General features: G+C 74.0%; 16 protein-coding genes. 6 read left to right on the top strand and 10 right to left on the bottom strand.

Annotation, left to right across the window (positions count from 1 at the left end):
• Nucleotides 1-40 precede the first annotated feature (40 nt).
• Nucleotides 41-796: an alpha/beta fold hydrolase gene (locus tag OG618_RS04150; RefSeq protein WP_329485783.1), complete on the bottom strand. Its 756-nt coding sequence runs from the start codon at nucleotides 794-796 to the stop codon at nucleotides 41-43.
• 125 nt (nucleotides 797-921) lie between these two features.
• Nucleotides 922-1,221 carry a YciI family protein gene (locus OG618_RS04155; RefSeq protein WP_329485784.1) on the bottom strand — a complete coding sequence of 100 codons (300 nt, stop codon included), beginning with the start codon at nucleotides 1,219-1,221 and terminating at the stop codon, nucleotides 922-924.
• Between the two features lie 155 nt (nucleotides 1,222-1,376).
• On the opposite strand from OG618_RS04155, the gene OG618_RS04160 reads away from it, so the two are divergent.
• The 3 genes from OG618_RS04160 (at nucleotide 1,377) to OG618_RS04170 (ending at nucleotide 4,076) form a co-directional block, all read left to right on the top strand.
• Nucleotides 1,377-1,697, top strand: coding sequence for a cupin domain-containing protein (locus OG618_RS04160; RefSeq protein ID WP_329485785.1), 321 nt, complete (start codon nucleotides 1,377-1,379; stop codon nucleotides 1,695-1,697).
• Between the two features lie 119 nt (nucleotides 1,698-1,816).
• A complete protein-coding gene (locus OG618_RS04165) occupies nucleotides 1,817-3,328 on the top strand; it encodes an FAD-binding protein (RefSeq protein ID WP_329485786.1) in 1,512 nt (503 codons plus the stop codon).
• Between the two features lie 247 nt (nucleotides 3,329-3,575).
• Complete coding sequence (locus OG618_RS04170) at nucleotides 3,576-4,076, top strand: anthrone oxygenase family protein (RefSeq protein ID WP_329485787.1); 501 nt, start codon at nucleotides 3,576-3,578, stop codon at nucleotides 4,074-4,076.
• Nucleotides 4,077-4,100: 24 nt separating this feature from the next.
• On the opposite strand, the gene OG618_RS04175 is transcribed toward OG618_RS04170, so the two are convergent.
• The 8 genes from OG618_RS04175 to OG618_RS04210 all read right to left on the bottom strand — a co-directional run bounded on the left by OG618_RS04175 (nucleotide 4,101) and on the right by OG618_RS04210 (nucleotide 14,342).
• Complete coding sequence (locus OG618_RS04175) at nucleotides 4,101-4,457, bottom strand: hypothetical protein (RefSeq protein WP_329485788.1); 357 nt, start codon at nucleotides 4,455-4,457, stop codon at nucleotides 4,101-4,103.
• Nucleotides 4,458-4,638: 181 nt separating this feature from the next.
• Complete coding sequence (locus tag OG618_RS04180; protein ID WP_329485789.1) at nucleotides 4,639-6,219, bottom strand: MFS transporter; 1,581 nt, start codon at nucleotides 6,217-6,219, stop codon at nucleotides 4,639-4,641.
• Between the two features lie 176 nt (nucleotides 6,220-6,395).
• The gene (locus OG618_RS04185) at nucleotides 6,396-7,211 is read right to left on the bottom strand and encodes a GNAT family N-acetyltransferase (protein ID WP_329485790.1); all 816 of its coding nucleotides are present in this window, start codon (nucleotides 7,209-7,211) and stop codon (nucleotides 6,396-6,398) included.
• Between the two features lie 116 nt (nucleotides 7,212-7,327).
• The gene (locus OG618_RS04190; protein WP_329485791.1) at nucleotides 7,328-8,083 is read right to left on the bottom strand and encodes a putative protein N(5)-glutamine methyltransferase; all 756 of its coding nucleotides are present in this window, start codon (nucleotides 8,081-8,083) and stop codon (nucleotides 7,328-7,330) included.
• 588 nt (nucleotides 8,084-8,671) lie between these two features.
• Nucleotides 8,672-10,738: an NAD-dependent DNA ligase LigA gene (gene ligA / locus OG618_RS04195; protein WP_329485792.1), complete on the bottom strand. Its 2,067-nt coding sequence runs from the start codon at nucleotides 10,736-10,738 to the stop codon at nucleotides 8,672-8,674.
• 168 nt (nucleotides 10,739-10,906) lie between these two features.
• Complete coding sequence (locus OG618_RS04200) at nucleotides 10,907-11,545, bottom strand: ScbR family autoregulator-binding transcription factor (RefSeq protein ID WP_329485793.1); 639 nt, start codon at nucleotides 11,543-11,545, stop codon at nucleotides 10,907-10,909.
• Between the two features lie 438 nt (nucleotides 11,546-11,983).
• A complete protein-coding gene (locus tag OG618_RS04205; RefSeq protein WP_329485794.1) occupies nucleotides 11,984-12,619 on the bottom strand; it encodes a ScbR family autoregulator-binding transcription factor in 636 nt (211 codons plus the stop codon).
• A gap of 217 nt (nucleotides 12,620-12,836) precedes the next feature.
• Nucleotides 12,837-14,342: a tetratricopeptide repeat protein gene (locus OG618_RS04210; protein ID WP_329485796.1), complete on the bottom strand. Its 1,506-nt coding sequence runs from the start codon at nucleotides 14,340-14,342 to the stop codon at nucleotides 12,837-12,839.
• Between the two features lie 453 nt (nucleotides 14,343-14,795).
• On the opposite strand from OG618_RS04210, the gene OG618_RS04215 reads away from it, so the two are divergent.
• The 3 genes from OG618_RS04215 (at nucleotide 14,796) to OG618_RS04225 (ending at nucleotide 16,432) form a co-directional block, all read left to right on the top strand.
• Nucleotides 14,796-15,353, top strand: a complete 558-nt coding sequence (locus OG618_RS04215; RefSeq protein ID WP_329485798.1) for a YceI family protein — start codon at nucleotides 14,796-14,798, stop codon at nucleotides 15,351-15,353.
• 165 nt (nucleotides 15,354-15,518) lie between these two features.
• A complete protein-coding gene (locus OG618_RS04220) occupies nucleotides 15,519-15,917 on the top strand; it encodes an ArsR/SmtB family transcription factor (RefSeq protein WP_329485799.1) in 399 nt (132 codons plus the stop codon).
• The gene (locus OG618_RS04225; RefSeq protein ID WP_329485800.1) at nucleotides 15,914-16,432 is read left to right on the top strand and encodes an SRPBCC family protein; all 519 of its coding nucleotides are present in this window, start codon (nucleotides 15,914-15,916) and stop codon (nucleotides 16,430-16,432) included. Before OG618_RS04220 ends, OG618_RS04225 begins: the two co-directional genes overlap by 4 nt.
• Nucleotides 16,433-16,435 lie beyond the last annotated feature (3 nt).

The raw sequence follows: 16,435 nt of genomic DNA on the forward strand, positions 1-16,435 counted from the left end.
GCCCCCGGAGGCCGACCCCGGAGCCGACCCCCAGCGCCCGTCAGGCGCGCAGAAAGGCCTCCAGGGCGGTCGCCAGCGCCACCGGCACCTCGTGCATCGGGTAGTGCCCGGAGTTGGCCAGGACCTCCAGGTCCGCGTTCGGGTAGTGCGCCAGCCAGGTGCCGCGCATCAACTCCGCGGACAGCGCGAGGTCGTGCTCACCGACGAAGACCTTGACCGGCAGGGTGCTGCCGGCGATCCGCGCCGCGAAGTCCTGGGTGGTCCAGTCGTCGAGGTAGCCGGCGACGGCCTCCGGGCTGGAGCCGGCCACCGAGCGGGCCGTCATCGCGTCCAGCCAGCGGCCGCAGGCGCGGTGCCCGGTCACCAGGTCCAGGATGGCCCGCCGGTTGGCGGGCTGCCGCGGGGCCTGGTGGAACAGGTCGTACGCGTCGCCCTCCAACGGATAGGCGCTCGCGGGCACCGGGGCCAGCCCCACCAGCTTGCGCACCCGGTCCGGCGACTCGGCCAGGACGCGCTGCGCCGCCTTGCCGCCCATCGAGTGCCCGACCACGGAGAAGGTGTCCCAGCCCAGCTGGTCGGTCAGGGCCAGCGCGTCCGAGGCGATCTCCGCCAGGGTGAACTCGCCCTCCACGTCGCGCCGTTCGCCGTAGCCCCGGTAGTCGAGGAAGGCGTAGCCGAAGGCGTCCGGGTCCAGGTGGTCGAGGAACGCGCCCCAACCCGCGCTGGTGCCGAACCAGTCGTGCAGGACGAGCACCTTGTGCTCGCCGGTACCGATGGTGCGGTGACTGATCGTCATGGCGGCGCTCCCGTTCGCGATGGTCTGCCGCTCTCCTCCCCCGGCCCGCCGTTCACCAACCCCACCGGCCACCGACGCCACCGCGCCCGCCCCGGGAGCCGGGGCCGCCCGGCCCCGCGGGGTCCTCAGGCGGGCAGCTGCTGGCGGTAGGCGTCCAGTGCGGGCGCGGTGGTGGTGGCGAGGAACTCCGTGACGGTGTACTCCGCCAGACCGGCCAGGCTGAACGGGTCGGTCCGGACGATCTCCTCGACGACAGCCCGGTCCGGGGCCACGGCGATGATCACGCCGCCGTCGCGGGGCTCCTTGCGGCCCGAGGCGAGGAAGGTCCCGGCCTCGTAGTGCTCCTTCAGCCACTCCACGTGCCGCGGGAGCACGGCGTCGATACGGTCCAGGGGCGCGGTGTAGGTCAACTCCAGAACGAACATGGGTCCAGGCTAGTCCTCCCTCCCGACGGAATGTCAGCGGGGCTGCGGTCCGGAGATTTTGCCGAACGGTGGACCAACGCACCCCGCGTCCCGGATAGCGTGCGGGCATCCCCGTGATCACGGGCGCGGCCGGACCGCGCCGGAAGAGGTGTGCCATGAACCGGATCGACGTCCCCGCGACCGCCGCCGTACTGCCCGGGGCCTGGCGCTCGCGCGTCCTCGGCCGGATCGGCACGGCCGCCGTCAAGGTGCTGCGGATGGACGAGCTGCCGCTGGCCGAGGAGCGGCACCCGCACGCCGAGGCGCTGCTCGTCCTGGACGGCCGGCTGGACCTGCTGGTCGCCGGCACGGCCGTCCCGCTCGGCCCCGGGGAGCTGTACGTGGTGGCGGCCGGCGTCCCGCACGCGGTGGCCCCGGGCAGCCGGGGCACGCTGGTGATCGTCGAGGTGGACGACGACGGCGCCGGACCGGCCTGAGCCCGCCGTCCGGACGGCCCGCGCCCCGTTCACGCCCTCAACGGCGCAGGGGACTGCCCGGAGACGGGCCGACTGCGGTACAACTGCGCTGATATGACGATTGATCGGAGATATCTGCCATGAGCAAGTCAGCTCTGCCCCGCCGCGGTCTGCTCGTCGGCGCGGCGGCCACGGTCATCGGCTGGAACACCGCCGGCCGCAGCTGGGCCGTCGCCGCCGGCCAGGGCGCCCCCACCGACGGCCCGGCCACGGCGGACGCGGTGGCCGCACTGCCCCGGCTGGACGGCAGCCTGGTCACCGACCCCGCCACGCTCACCCGGTTCACCGGTGACTTCGGGCACCTGGTGACCGCCGCGCCCCGGGCCGTACTTCGGCCGGGCTCGGTGCGCGACATCACCGAGGTCGTCGGCTTCGCCCACCGCCACCGGATCCCGGTCGCCATGAACGGCCAGAGCGGCGGCGGTGACCCCGCGGAGCTGGAGTCGCACTCCGGCTACGGCCAGGCCACCGCACCCGGCGGCATCGCCGTCGACGCGCGGGGCCTGGACCGGATCCTCTCCCTCACCCCCGGCCGGGCCGTGGTGGAGGCCGGCGTCACCTGGGCGCAGCTCACCGACGCCGCCCTCGCCCAGGGCTGGATGCCGCCCTGTCTGACGGACTACCTGCACCTCTCCGTCGGCGGCACGCTCAGCGTGGGCGGGATCGGCTCCGCCGTGCAGCGCCACGGCCTGCAGGTGGACACCGTCGAGTCGGTCGACGTGGTCACCGGTACCGGCCGGCTGCTGACCGCCTCCGCCACCACCAACCGTCAGCTGTTCGAGGCCGTCCTGGCCGGCGGCGGACAGGCCGGGATCATCGTCCGCGCCACGCTGCGGCTCGTCCCGGCCCGCCAGCGCGCCCTGGTGTTCAGCCTGTTCTACGACGACCTCGCCGACTACCTCGGTGACCAGGAGCGGCTGATGGCCGAGCGCCGCTTCGACCTCCAGGCGGGTGAGGCGGTGCTCGACGCCGCGGCCGGCACGTGGCGGTACAAGATCGAGACGGTCGCCCACTACGACGGCGCCACACCCCCGGACCGGGACGCCCTGCTGCGCGGGCTGCGCTGCCTCCCCGGCGAGACCACCGTCGTCGACCAGAGCGCCCGCGACTACGCCTTCCGGGTCGACGGCTTCGCCGGCTACCTCAAGGCCGCCGGCCTCTGGACCCAGCCCAAGGCCTGGCTCAGCGTCTTCCTGCCCGCCTCCACCGCGGCCGCCTTCGTCCGCGAGGCCACCGCGTCGCTCACCCCCGCGGACCTCGGCGCCGGGCTCCTCCTGCTCTACCCCTACCGCACCGCCGCCCTGACCCGCCCGATGGCCGTGATGCCGGACGCACCGGTCGGCTGGCACTTCGACCTGCTCTCCTTCCCCGCCCCCGGCGCCGACACCGCCGCCATGCTCCGCCGCAACCGTCGCCTCTACGACCGGGCCGTCGCCCTGGGCGGCAAGCGCTACCTGATCGGCGCCGTCCCCGGCATGACGCCGACGGACTGGCGCCGTCACTACGGCTCCCGCTGGGCGGCCGCCGTCGCGGCGAAGCGCCGCTACGACCCGGCCGGCATCCTCACCCCCGGCCAGGGCATCCACACCTGATCCGCCGCAGGCCTGCCCCGCCCCCGCGGCGGGCGGGGCAGGCCTGCGGGGAGGCACGGTGAAAATCGGTTCGGATCGGCGTGCGCCCGTGAGAGTGTCGACGGGGGAGAAGTGCGAGCGCGTGGACGCGGCCTGACGGCGCGTCACCCGAGCGGGTCGTGGGCGGACGGAGCGCCGCGGCCGGCCCGGGCCGACAACCGGTCGGCCGAGGCGGCGACCCCGGTGGACGGAACGAGGGACGAACCCGATGGAAGCTGCACGCGTGATCGCCCTCGTGGCCGCGACGATCACCACCGGACTGAGCGCGGGGCTGTTCTACGCCTACGCCTGCTCGGTGATGCCGGGACTGCGCACGACGGAGGACCGTACGTTCATCGACGTGATGCAGCGCATCAACGTGGCCATCCTCAACGGCTGGTTCCTGGTCGGGTTCGTCGGTGCGCTGGTCTGCACGGCGGTGGCGGTGGCACTGCACCTGCCGTCGGACGGTCACGACGTCCTGCCGGCCGCCGTCGCGGCCCTGGTCTGCTACACGGCGACGCTCGCGGTGACCCGGAAGATCAACATCCCGCTGAACGACGCGCTGGCCGCCGCCGGGGAGCCCGGGCGGATCCCGGAGCCCGCCGCGGTGCGCGAGCGGTTCGAGGCGCGCTGGGTGCACTGGAACATCGCCCGGGCGCTGCTCTGCACGGCGGCCCTCGGATGCCTCTGCTGGGCGCTGGTGCTGCACGGCAACGCGAGCGGCTGAGCCCCGCCCGGCACCGGGCGGGGCTCAGCGCGCGGCCGGCGGCCTCGGCGGGTTGTTGCGCAGCGGAGCGATCTCGCGGTCCAGCGTGGCGACATCCATCGCTATCCGCCGGGCGATGTCGCGCGGACCCGCCTCGGCCGGCAGCCGCCGGCTCCAGGAGCGGGCCCGGGCCGGGCCGTCGTGCGCCATGTGGAAGTTCAGCCGCAGCCCGCCGCCCAGATCGACCAGGCTGATCAGGAAGTGGATGTCGGACAGGTCGATGGTGACGTCGTTGCCGATGCAGGAACAGCCGACCAGATCGCCGATCTCCTCCTCCGCGAGGTACTTGGCGAGCTGGACGGCCTTTCCCTCGACACGGAACGGTCGCAGTACGGGATCCACGCTGGCTGTCGCCTCTTCCCCGGTGTTCGCTGGACTCCTGCCGTTGCCGACATGATTCTAGAACCGTCCTTGGAGTCCAAGTCACCGGCATCACAACGGACTTGGCCAGACAGCACGTGGGGGCGCAGGGGCGCACCACGACGGAGGGGCGGCGAGCCGCCTGCGCGGTGCGGTCCGCCGGCTACCGCGTCTTCTGCTCCTTCCGCGCCGTCGCGGGCTCCCGCTGTCCCGCCCGCTGCCGCCACAGCAGCGGCAGGGCCGGCGCCGCCACGACCGCGAGCAGGCCGGCCAGGCCGATCGCGCGGCCGGCGCCGATCGCCTGGACGTCGCGGAAGGCCGCGGTGATGGCGTCCGCGGTGGCCTGGTCGACCGAGGAGAGGATCTGGTCGGCGAGCTTGGAGTCCGTGACCGCGTTGCCCAGTTGCTGGGCGTCGTCCTCCGAGAGCCCGGCCGCCCGCGCCCGGCTGATCGCCTGGTCGGTCTCCACCGCCTGCTGGACCGCGACCGTCACGGCCACCCCGAAGGCGCCGCCCAGCATGCTGGTGACCTTGAACATCCCGGAGGCCGTGCCGGCCAGCTCCTCCGGCGGCCCGGCGACCGCGGTGTCGGACAGCGGGACGGACATCAGCCCGAGACCGGCGCCGAGCACCAGCAGCCCGGTGGCCAGGACGGCGTAGTGGTAGGTGTCGCCGATCACGGCGGTCACCAGGGTGCCGATGCCCAGCAGGAACAGGCCGACGGCCACCGGGAGCCGTGCCCCCCGCCGCGCCGCCACCCGGCCGCCGAACGGGTTGAACAGCAGGATGGTCACGGTGGACGGCAGCAACAGCAGCCCGGCCGCGACCGGACCGTAGCCGCGGACCTCCTGGAGGTAGAGCGTGAGCAGGAAGCTCACCCCGGCGAAGACGATGTTCATCACGGAGTTCGCCGCGAGCGCCCCGTCGAACGGCCGGGAGGCGAACAGCCGCAGGTCGAGCAGCGGATCCCGGACCCGCCGCTCCACCAGCACGAACAGCGCCGCGAGCAGTACCGACGCGACCAGCAGAGCGATGATCACCGGGTCGGTGAAGCCGTCCTCCTGACCGGCCGTGCACCCGTAGAGCAGGCAGAACGCGGCCGCGGCGCTGATCACCAGGCCGGTGAAGTCGATGTGCCGGGTGGCGTTCGGGTCGGTGGACTCCACGGCAGACCGGCGCACCAGCCACCAGGCGATCACCGCCAGCGGGGCGTTGATCCAGAAGGTCGACCGCCAGCCGGCCAGGCCGGTCAGCACGCCGCCGACGGCCGGCCCGGCGGCCTGGCCGACCCAGGCCACCGCCATCCAGGCCCCGAACGCCCGGGGCTGCTCGCTCACCGGGAACATCGGCGGGATCAGCGCCAGCGTCGCGGGCAGGATCAGCGCGGCGCCGAAGCCCATCGCGGCCCGCCCGGCGATCATCCCGGTCACCCCCGGCGTGAACGCCGTCAGCAAGGAGACCACGCCCAGCAGCACCAGGCCGGTCTCCAGCATGCGCTTGCGCCCGAACACGTCGCCCAGCTTCCCGGCCGCGAGCACCAGCGCACCGGTGGAGAGGCTGAAGGCGTTGTTGGCCCACTGCAGGGCGGGCAGCGAGACCGACAGTTCGTCCGAGATCGTCGGCACCGCCACCCCGAAGTCGGCGAACGACAGCCAGACCATGCCGGCCGCGACGCACATCCCGGTCATCGCGGTCCACCGCTGCGGGGAGTACCCCCCGTCCGGCTCCCCGGACGTTCCGGCCATGGGTCCGCTCCCTCCTGCGCCCGGCCCCGTGCCGAACGGACCTGCCCACTATCCGGGCCCGCCCGGCGCCGGACCGGTGGCACACGCCGCGCATCCCCTGAACGGCCCCGTCGGCGTGGCCCTGCCCCGAGGCGCGCGGTCAGCCCCGTCACCGTGGCCGGCCCCGAGGCGCGCGGTCAGCCCCGGGCCCGGTGCTCGTACTGGTAGGGCGTCATGGTGGTCAGGACGGCGAAGCCGAGCCGCTCCAGGATCGGGCGGCTCTGGTCGGAGGCGTCGACCCGCAGGTACTCGTAGCCGAGACCGGCGGCGATCCGGGCCCGGTGCGCCACCAGCGCGCGGTAGACGCCGCGGCCGCGCCAGGCCGCCAGCGTCCCGCCGCCCCAGAGCCCCGCGAAGCCCGTTCCGGGATACAGCTCCATCCGGGACGCGCACACCGGAACCTCCCGGCCCTCGTGGTGGGCGATCGCGAGGTGCACCTTCAAGGTGTCCGGGCTCTCGGTGAGCTGGGCCAGGATGCGGCGGCCGAGCCGGGTGCCGTCGGTGCCGAAGGCCTCCTCGTGGACGGCGACCACCTGGGCCACGCCCGCCTCGTCGGTGACCTCGCGCAGCTCGATGCCGGCCGGCTCCGCCGTGTCCGCCATCCGGCGGGTGAGGTCGCCGAGCTCGGCGACCATCAGGGTCTCCGGCTCCTCCGGGGTGAAGGCGGCGGCGGTGAGGCGCTCGCCGAGGTCGGCCGGGCGGTCGTGTCCGTACATGGTCCACTCGAAGTCCTGGCCGAGACCGGCGTAGTGGCGGACCTGCTCGGCGATCACGGCGTCGGCGCCGGTGGGATCGAGGTCGGACCAGACGATGCCGTTCCAGACGCTCTCGGGACCGCTCTGGCGCACGATCCCCGGGGACTGCTCGATGCGCGCGGCCGGGGTCTCGCGCGAGATGCCTCGGCGCATCCGGGAGTCGACGAGGGCCAGCAAGGTGTCGTGATCGGTAGTCATCCGGGCACTCCATCATCCCGGTGAGCTGCGGGGCAATCGGAATTCCGGTGGGTGGCCGGTGGCCGGTGGACGGCCGGGGTCGGCTCTCCTCGCCCCGGCCGCCCGAACGCCCTCGGTCAGCGCCGGGCCGCGGTCACCACGGTCGCGTCGCGGTCCTCGCACGAGGCGACCGCGCCGTCCAGCCCGGCCGCGCCGACCACGGCGAGGGCCGCGGGCACCTGGCGCTCACTGGTCTCGAAGAACAGCGCCCCGCCCGGGGCCAGCCAGTGCGGCGCCTCCCCCGCCACCCGGCGCAGCACGTCCAGCCCGTCCGCGCCGCCGTCCAGGGCCGGGCGCGCCTCGTGCACCCGAGCCTCGGCGGGGAGCAGCGCGATGTCGGCGGTCGGTACGTAGGGCACGTTCGCCAGCAACACGTCGACCCGGCCGCGTAGTTCGACGGGCAGCGGATCGAACAGGTCGCCCTCGAACACCCGGCCGCCGGCGCCCGCCAGGTTGCGGCGGGCGCACCGGACGGCGGCCGCGTCGACGTCCGCCGCGTACACCTCGACCGGGTGGGCGGCCGCCGCCGCGAGGGCGGCGGCCAGCGCGCCGCTCCCGCAGCAGAGGTCCACCACCAGGGCGTGCGCGGGCGTCAGCCCGAGCGCCGTCTCGACCAGGAACTCGCTGCGGCGCCGGGGCACGAAGACGCCCGCATCGACGGCGATCCGCAGACCCCCGAACTCCGCCCAGCCGACCACGTGCTCCAGCGGGCGGCCCTGGGCGCGGGAGCGGACCATCGCCGCGAGTTCGGCGGGAGTGGCGGCGGCGTCGAGCAGGATGCGCGCCTCGTCCTCGGCGAAGACACAGCCGGCCGCCCGGAGGCGGGAGGTCACCGAGGAACGCAACAGTGCGGAAGAGAAGACAGACAACAGAAGAACCCCATCAAAGACACAGGCGAAAGATCAATCCGCCAGGACTCCCCGAGAGGGACCGCCGCCGAACCGGCAGAGCGCCACTACGCGCTCGGTGCCACGTCTTCACAGCTGTTCCCGGGGAGCACCCGCTCCGTCGTACCGGTAATGGGTCTCACCTCCCGAGGTCGTGGTTCTGTTCGGCGCCGCCACCCTACCGCACGCTCCGCACCCGGAAGGCATCGTGGCGAGGGGCCCTCACCCGGTGGCATCCAGGTCCGTTGCGCTCCTCCGCCACACCCGACAAGCCGCCGACGCCGTGCTGTGCGACATCGACGGCGTGGCCCGCTTCTTCGACCAGCACGAGGTGACCCGCCTCGAACACTCCGCCGGGCTGGGGATGACGGGGCTGCTCCACCGCGAGCCCGAGGACCTGCGCCGGGCGCTCGCCCCGCTGTTCGACGGCCCGCGCGCCCTGGCCGGTAGACCGTCGGCCAGGGCGCGGACCTCGGGCCTCGGGCCTCGGGCCTCGGGCATCGGACCTCGGGCCTCGGGCGGGGTGACCGGGCCTCAGGCGAGGTGGTCGGCGACCAGGGTGGCGAACTCCTCCGGGGTGAGGATCCGGATGCCGAGCTCCTCCGCCTTGGCCCGCTTGGAACCGGCCTTCTCCCCCGCGACCAGCAGGGTGGTCCGCTTGGAGACGGACGAGGAGGCCTTGCCGCCGGCCCGCTCGATCAGCTCGTTGACCGCGTTGCGCGAGAGCTCGGCCAGCGGACCGGTCATGGCTCCGGTGACGACGACGCTCTCACCGGTCAGCGGGCCGGCCACCGCACCGGCCACCGCCTCCCCCTCCGCGCCGTCGGCGGACGCGACGGGCGCGGTCGGGGTGGTGACGGCGGTGCCCACCCCCAGGGCGGCCAGCCGGTCCAACAGCGTTGCCACCCCGGCGAGTTCGGTGACGATGACGGCGGCCTTCTCGCCGCCGATGCCGTCCACCCCGGCCAGCGCCTCGGCATCGGCGGCGCGGATCGCCGCCATACTGCCGAAGTGTGCGGCGATCCGGCGCGACATCGTCCGGCCCGTGCCGCGGATCCCGAGCGCGCAGAACACCCGGTTGAGCGGCTGGGTGCGGGCGGTCTCGATGGCGGCGAGCAGGTTGTCGGCGCTGGTGTCGCCCATCCGCTCCAGGGTGAGCAGTTGCTCCTTGGTGAGCGTGAAGAGGTCGGCGAGATCGGCGACCAGCCCCGCCTCGACGAGCTGGACGGCGCGGGTGCCGCCGAGGCCCTCCACGTCGAGCTGGTCGCGCCCGGCGGCGTAGATGATCGAGGCGACGGCCTGGCAGGCCCGGCCGCGCACGCAGCGCCAGCGCTGCTCGGTGGTGTCGATGGCGTCACCGCAGCGCGGGCAGGTCTCGGGGAAGGCGATCGGCTGCTCGGCGCCGGTGCGCTGGTCCACCAGGGGGGCCTCGACACGCGGGATGACGTCGCCCGCCCGGTAGACGAACACCTGGTCGCCGATCATCAGGCCCCGGCGCTCGATGTCGGCCGGGTTGTGCAGGGTGGCGTAGGTGACGGTGACACCGTCGATGACCACCGGCTCCAGGACGGCGCGCGGCGCGATGATGCCCGTCCGGCCGACGTTCCACTCCACCCCCAGCAGCCGGGTGACCTTGTGCTGGGCCTGCAGCTTGCGGGCCACCGCCCAGCGCGGGGCGCGCGAGCCGGAGCCGGCCTGCTCCTGGTCGGCGGCGGAGTCCGCCTTGACCACGACGCCGTCGATGCCGAACGGCAGGGCGGCGCGCAGCGCGGCGATCTCGTCCACGCGCTGCCCGACCTCCTCGATCGTGGCGCAGCGCTGCGGGTGGGCCGCCGTGCTGGCGGCGGTGTTGGCGCCGAGAGCGGCGAGGCGCTCCAGCAGCTCGCCGTGCCCGAGGTCGGGCAGCCCGATGGCGCCGTAGGCGAAGAAGGTGAGCTCGACGCGGTAGGCGCGGTCCTTGGCCCGCAGGGTACCGGCCGCGCCGCTGCGGGGGTGCGCGAACGGGGTGGCGCCGTGCTCGGTGCGGACGGCGTTGGCGTGGTCGAACTGCTCCTGGGTGAGCAGGACTTCGCCGCGCAGCTCGATGTCCAGGGGTTCGCCGAGCCGGGCGGGCAGGCCGAGCACCGCGTCGGCGGCGGGGGTGATGTCCTCGCCCGCGAGGCCGTCGCCGCGGGTCAGCACCTGGGTGAGGCGGCCTGCCCGGTAGCGGGCCGCGATCGCCAGGCCGTCCAGCTTCGGCTCGACGCACCAGCCGGCCACCGGCCGGCCCAGCCTGCGCTCCAGGCCCTCGACCCAGGACGCCAGCTCCTCGGCGGAGAACACGTTGTCGAGCGAGAGCATCGGCACCGAGTGCGGGACGTCCCCGACGACCGCGCCGCCGGCCACCTTGCCGGTCGGGGAGTCGGGGAGCACCTCCTGCGGGTGCTCGCGCTCGTACGCCTCGATGGCGCGCACCAGGGCGTCGTACTCGTCGTCGCCGAGCGGGGTGGCGCCGTCGGCGTAGTACGCCGCGGCGGCCCGCACCGCCGTGGAGACGGCGTCGGCGTAGGCGTCCGGGGAGGCCAGGGCAGCGGGAGAGGCCATGGTGGCTGCGTCCTTCATACCGCCATGATGGCTCCCGGCACTGACATTCGACCGCAGGGCCGTTCGACCGCCGGGCGCGGGTGTCTCCGGACGGCCGGGGCGGGCAGGCCGCCCCACCGGCCCGCGGACCGTCGGCCTTTCCGTCCCCGGCGACCGGGGTCGGGACGGCGTCCGCCGCGACCGGGGTCAGCCGACCGGCGGCGCCGCGGTCCGGTAGGAGTCGACCGCCTCCGGGAGGACGAGGCAGGGCAGCAGCCAGTCCCAGAACGCCTGCAGCCGGCCGGCCAGCTCCTCCCGGCCGCGCGCCGCGCCGCCCAGCACCTCCAGTCCGCACGCGGCGGCCACCAGCAGGGACTCCGGACCGACCCCGCCCGAGCGTTCGCGCAGCTCACCCGCCCGGCGCGCGCCCGCCAGCAGCTCCCGGACGGCGCCCGCCCAGACGCCCTGGAAGCCGCGGACCCCGGCGACCGGCCCGTCCTCGCCCTGCCAGGCCCCGTCCTCGCGACCCAGCCGGAACGCCGCCCGGACCACCGGATCCGACTCCAGCGAGGCCACCAGCCAGTAGCCCGCGTCGATCAGTGCCTGGACGGACGTGGATTCCGTCCGCAGCGCGCAGCAGGCCTCCCGCAGCGCCCGCTCGGCGTGCTCCACCACGGCCCGCGCCAGCTCCTCCTTCGAGCTGAAGTGGAAGTAGAGCGCGCCCTTCGTCACCCCCGCCGCCGAGGCGATGTCCGCGAGCGTCGCGCCCGCGTAGCCGGACCGGTCGAACAGCTCCGCTCCCGCCGCGACCAGACGCCCGCGCGTCCGCTCCGATCTCTCCTGCACCAACCGGCCCTCCATTCCGCCCGCCCGCACCACGCCGGGCCCGACCCGGCGACCGCGCCGTCCGTCACCCGTGCCGCGGGAGCCGGCCAGGTCCGCGCCGGACCGTCGTCGCGCCGCCGGTGGGACGTCCCCGCCCCACCGTGACACCCCGGCCGACCGCCACCGGTCGCCCGAACTCCCGCGCGTCGACGATGCCGTGACTGATGGTCACCGGGTAACCCCTCCGGTGATCTGCCGACGCATCCTTGGCACATTGGTTTGCCCGGGCGGCCGGGCGGCCGGCCGGCGGAGGGTGGGCACGGCCGGGGCGGCCCCGCGCCGGACCGGCGTCGACCCCGCATCGGAGCGCGAGAAACGGGACGAGCGGTTTGTCAGCCACCAAACCGGACGCGCTGTACGGTTCGTCGTGACACGGGCAGGGCCCCGGCGGACGGGTCTTCAGCAGGCCGCGGCCGCGCGGGCGGCGGCGACCTCGGCGACCACCCTGGCGCCCCGGTCGGCATCCATCTCCAGGGAGGCCAGCACCCCGGGCACGGCCACGCTCGGCAGCAGGTGCTGGAAGAGGCCCGCGACGCGTCGCTCCAGGTCCGCGCGGCTGGCGAGCTTCTGCGACTGGACCTGTACACCCGCCCAGGCCGCCGTCACCAGCCAGGCGGTGTCGGCCGGCACCACGTGCGGGAGCAGTTCGCCGCGCTCCCCCGCGGCCGTCAGCAGCGCCTCGAACCGGGCGATCCACCCGGGGACGGCGCCCCCGCCCAGGTCCCCGAGGCCGTCCTGGCCCAGCGACAGCCGAGCGCCCGCGCTCAGCACCGTGTCACGCGGCAGCAGATGGGCCACCACCATGCCGGTGTCGACGAACTCCTGCAGTCTGCAGGCGCGTTCGGGTACGGAGTCGTGGGCGAACTGCTCCTCCACCACCCCCTGGGCGAGGTCCCGCTTGGACGCGAAGTGGAAGTAGACCGCTCCCCGGGTGACGCCGGCGCGGGCCACCACCTCACCGATCGTCGCCGCCTCGTACCCGCACTCGTCGAAGACCGATGCCGCCGCCTCCAGAATCAGCCGGCGCGTCCGCACCGCCCGCTCCTGCCGCACCACACGACCACCCCGCCCACCGCACCGATCGAACAAAACCAGACAGCCCGTATCTTAACCGGCAGGCAATCCCGTACCGAACCTGCGGTTTTCTCCGGCCCGGCGGTTGCTTCGGGGGTCAGAAAACCGACCGTGCGGTATATCGGGAGGTCTGCGGCGCGCTCCTGGCCCACCGCGAGGCGTCGGGATCCCGCCGGATTCACGGGAACGGCGTGGCGGGAGCCGCGTTCAGGGCGTCGTCGACCCGCTTCCAGAAGGCCCGGAAGTCCGCGGGAGCCGCCCGGTCGGCGGCGTACTGGGCGGAGTGCGCCTTCAGCACCTCCAGGTACTCCGGGGTGAGGATGACCGAGAACTCCCATCGGTCGGGCCCGCTGTAGGCCGGGACGGCACGGTTGCGCGCCTGGGCCAGTTCGTCCGAGATCATCCGGAGGTCGAGCAGGTACTCGGCGAGCCGGTCCCCCTCGGGCGGGGCCGCCCGCAGCCGCTCGGCGAGCCCGTCGAGCAGCACCTTCATCCGGTCGTAGTCGTGGTAGTCCAGCTCGACGAGATAGGTGAACTCCCTTGTCTCCACCCGGTTCTCACGCACCTTCTGACACCAGACCGGGGCCAGCTCCCGGGCGGACGGGGCCGAGCGCGGATTCCTGCGCAGGAGGGTGGCCAGTGCCCTGAGGTTCCCGTCCCCGATGTTCCCCTGGTACTCACGGGCGACGGCCGGGAGGGTGACCCGGGTGGGCTGCAGGGTACTGAAGTGCGCCAGCACGACGCCGTGTTCCTGCTCGTCCAGCGTTCCCCACTCACCGTGCGGGCCGCCGCACGCGTCCGCGAGTGCGGACAGGCAGGCCGCGACGGCCATCGCCTCGCTGCCCCGCCACTCCCGCTCCAGCCACTGCTCGAAAGCCGACCCGTTGTTCACCGGCTGCCCTCCCTCTCGGTCCTGTCGATCGGTGCTCCGCGGTTCCCCGTCGTCGAAACGCCTGCGGCCGGCGAGCGCGCCGAGCCCGAGCGTGAGTCGCTTCTGCAGGCCGTCGAACCGGGACCGGGCGATCTGGTGACCGGCGTCGGCCGCCTTCTCGTACCAGCGCAGCGCTTCGCTCGGGTTGCCGAGCCACTCCTCGTAGAGGGTCCCCAGGAAGAGCGCGCCGAACGCGCTGCCGAGCTGCGCGGACCTCCGGTACCAGTGCATGGCCAGCTCGGCGTCGGCGGCCGACGGCTCCTCCGGCAGCTCCCCGCGCAGCCTGGCCCGCATCCGGCCCTCGACGATCAGCCCCAACCGGGCCATCGCGTCGGCGTTCCCGGCCCCGGCGGCCAGCCGGTGGAGCTGCTCGATCCTCGGCAGGTTCTGCGTCCCGTCCCCGCCGCTCCACTCCAACTCCAGGAGGCAGGCGGCCTCGTAGGCCTCCCGGGCCTGCTCCTCGGTGAGCAGCCCTTCCGGCAGGGCGAACGGGTCGGGCGGCGGCGGCAGTCGCGGCGCGGTGGAGGAGCCGCCCGGGAACGTCACGTGGTAGTGGACCCCGCCCATGACGAGCCCGGCCTGGACCACCGACATCGACACCGCCGTCCCGACGGAGAGTTCGTTGCGGACCACGCCCGGCATGTCCGGCGTGGCAGCGTCCGCCACGTCCGGCACGTCCCGCGCATCCGGCCCGGCGACGCCCGGCACGGACGGCGCGGCGCTGTCCGCGCGGTGCTCCGCGGCCTCGTCCAAGAGGTCACCCCACTCGCTGCGCGTCCGGACGGCGTCGCCGGTGCCACCGGCCGGCGACGGGGCCGGACGGACCGGTCGACAGCGCCGGTGCAGGGATGCTACCCGCGTCAACCACGGTGCAGGACACGCGTTCTGGCCAATCTGACGATGAACGGCAGAACACGGCACCCTGCTCCCCCGCGCGACCTCCGGGAGCTGCCGGACCGATTCGGAGTGAGCCGCCGGACCCACCCGTAGGGAACCGCCGCACCGGCCCGGAGTTCGGCATCGGGCACCGCCGGACCCTCCGGGCCGGTCCGCCCGTCCGGGTGAACAGCGCATGCGGCACCGGGGCGGAACGCCTAGCGTGGCCCGGGGCACCCCGCCCGGCCCGCCGCCCTCCCCGGACGGGCGCGACCGCGCCGCGGGGCTCCGACCCTCCGGCTCCGCCCCCGTTCCCCTCAGGAGATCCCCGTGACCACGACGACCCCGCTGGCCGATCTCACCGGCGACTACGTCCTGGACCCGGCGCACACCCGGATCGGCTTCGTGGCACGCCACGCCATGGTGACGAAGGTGCGCGGCGCGTTCCAGACCTTCGAAGGCAGCGCCCACCTCGACGGCACCGACCCGAGCCGCTCCACCGCCCGGGTGTCGATCAGCGCCGAGAGCATCGACACCGGCAACGAGCAGCGCGACGGGCACCTGCGCACCAACGACTTCCTCGACGCCCCGAACCACCCGAGGATCACCTTCACCTCGACGGGCGTCGAGCAGCTGAACAGTGCCGAGTACCGGGTCAGCGGTGAGCTGACCATCAAGGAGACCACCCGCCCGATCACCATCGACTTCGAGTACACCGGCAACGCCCGAGACCCGTACGGCAACCTCCGGGTCGGCCTGGAGGGATCGGTCGCCATCAGCCGGAAGGACTACGGCATCACCTGGAACGCCGCCCTCGAAGGCGGCGGCGTCCTGGTCGGCGACAAGGTGGTGCTGGAGTTCGACATCTCGGCGATCAAGCAGGAGTGACCCGGCCCGGGTGTACCCGAGGGCCTGTGGCGGAGACCGCCACAGGCCCTCGGCGCGTTCCGGGGCACGCCTCGCGGTTACTCAACCCCCTGGTTGAACAAGCACGCGGCACGGAGTAGCCTCGTATTCAACCAAACAGTTGCGAAGAGAAGCAGAGGTGCGCTGATGGCCTCCGATCCGCTGTCCAGGGCGTTCGTCGCCCTGGCCGACCCGACCCGGCGCGACATCGTCGCCCGGCTCTCCGTCCGCGACGCCGGGGTCGGCGAACTCGCGGAGTCCTACGCCATGTCGATGCAGGCCGTCTCCAAGCACCTCAAGGTGCTGGAGGAGGCGGGGCTGGTGAGCCGCAGTCGCGACGCCCAGCGCCGGCCGTGCCACCTGGAGCCCCAGGTGCTCGATCTGATGACGGTCTGGATCGAGCGGTACCGCCGGCAGGCCGAGGAGCGGTTCGGTCGGCTGGACGCCGTCCTCGCCGCCATGGAGGACGGCGACGAGCCCGGAGCGGCCGTCCCGGCCCCGGAATCCCCCGAAGAGCACGAAGAGCACGAAGGAGCAGCGTCATGACCTCCAGCGACGACCGCCGGACCACGATCGAGGCGGACCCGGCACTCCCCGTCATCCGCATCGTCCGCGAGTTCGACGCCCCACCGGCCCGGGTGTTCCGCGCCTGGACCGAGCCCGAGCTGGTGGCGCGGTGGCTCGGCCCCAGGGACCGGGTCATGAAGATCGACACCTGGGACGCCCGCACCGGCGGCAGCTACCGCTACTCCGCACTGGCCGGGGACGGGGCCGGGGACGGGGCCGGGCCGGCGAGTGAGGTGATCGCCTCCTTCTACGGCTCGTTCCACGAAGTCCGCCGGGACAGCCGGCTCGTCCAGACCTTCACCTTCGAGGGCGTACCGGACGGCGTCTCACTGGAGACCGTGGTCTTCGAGCCGGTCGGCGAAGGCCGCACCCGGGTCAGCTCGCTCTCCCTCGTCGACAGCCTGGCCACCCGCGACGCGATCATGGCGAGCGGGATGGACCGCGGCGTGATCGAGGGCTACGCGCAGCTCGACGAGCTCCTCGCCGCCGGCTGACCC

The organism is Kitasatospora sp. NBC_01246, assembly GCF_036226505.1.
In the GTDB taxonomy this organism is placed as follows: Bacteria; Actinomycetota; Actinomycetes; order Streptomycetales; family Streptomycetaceae; genus Kitasatospora.

Bases quoted from the DNA above. Each gene is read 5' to 3' on its own strand.
- OG618_RS04185 (WP_329485790.1), bottom strand. From the start codon at position 7,211: ATGACTACCGATCACGACACCTTGCTGGCCCTCGTCGACTCCCGGATG.
- ligA (WP_329485792.1), bottom strand. From the start codon at position 10,738: ATGAAGGACGCAGCCACCATGGCCTCTCCCGCTGCCCTGGCCTCCCCG.
- OG618_RS04155 (WP_329485784.1), bottom strand. From the start codon at position 1,221: ATGTTCGTTCTGGAGTTGACCTACACCGCGCCCCTGGACCGTATCGAC.
- OG618_RS04150 (WP_329485783.1), bottom strand. From the start codon at position 796: ATGACGATCAGTCACCGCACCATCGGTACCGGCGAGCACAAGGTGCTC.
- OG618_RS04160 (WP_329485785.1), top strand. From the start codon at position 1,377: ATGAACCGGATCGACGTCCCCGCGACCGCCGCCGTACTGCCCGGGGCC.
- OG618_RS04225 (WP_329485800.1), top strand. From the start codon at position 15,914: ATGACCTCCAGCGACGACCGCCGGACCACGATCGAGGCGGACCCGGCA.
- OG618_RS04165 (WP_329485786.1), top strand. From the start codon at position 1,817: ATGAGCAAGTCAGCTCTGCCCCGCCGCGGTCTGCTCGTCGGCGCGGCG.
- OG618_RS04170 (WP_329485787.1), top strand. From the start codon at position 3,576: ATGGAAGCTGCACGCGTGATCGCCCTCGTGGCCGCGACGATCACCACC.
- OG618_RS04180 (WP_329485789.1), bottom strand. From the start codon at position 6,219: ATGGCCGGAACGTCCGGGGAGCCGGACGGGGGGTACTCCCCGCAGCGG.
- OG618_RS04220 (WP_329485799.1), top strand. From the start codon at position 15,519: ATGGCCTCCGATCCGCTGTCCAGGGCGTTCGTCGCCCTGGCCGACCCG.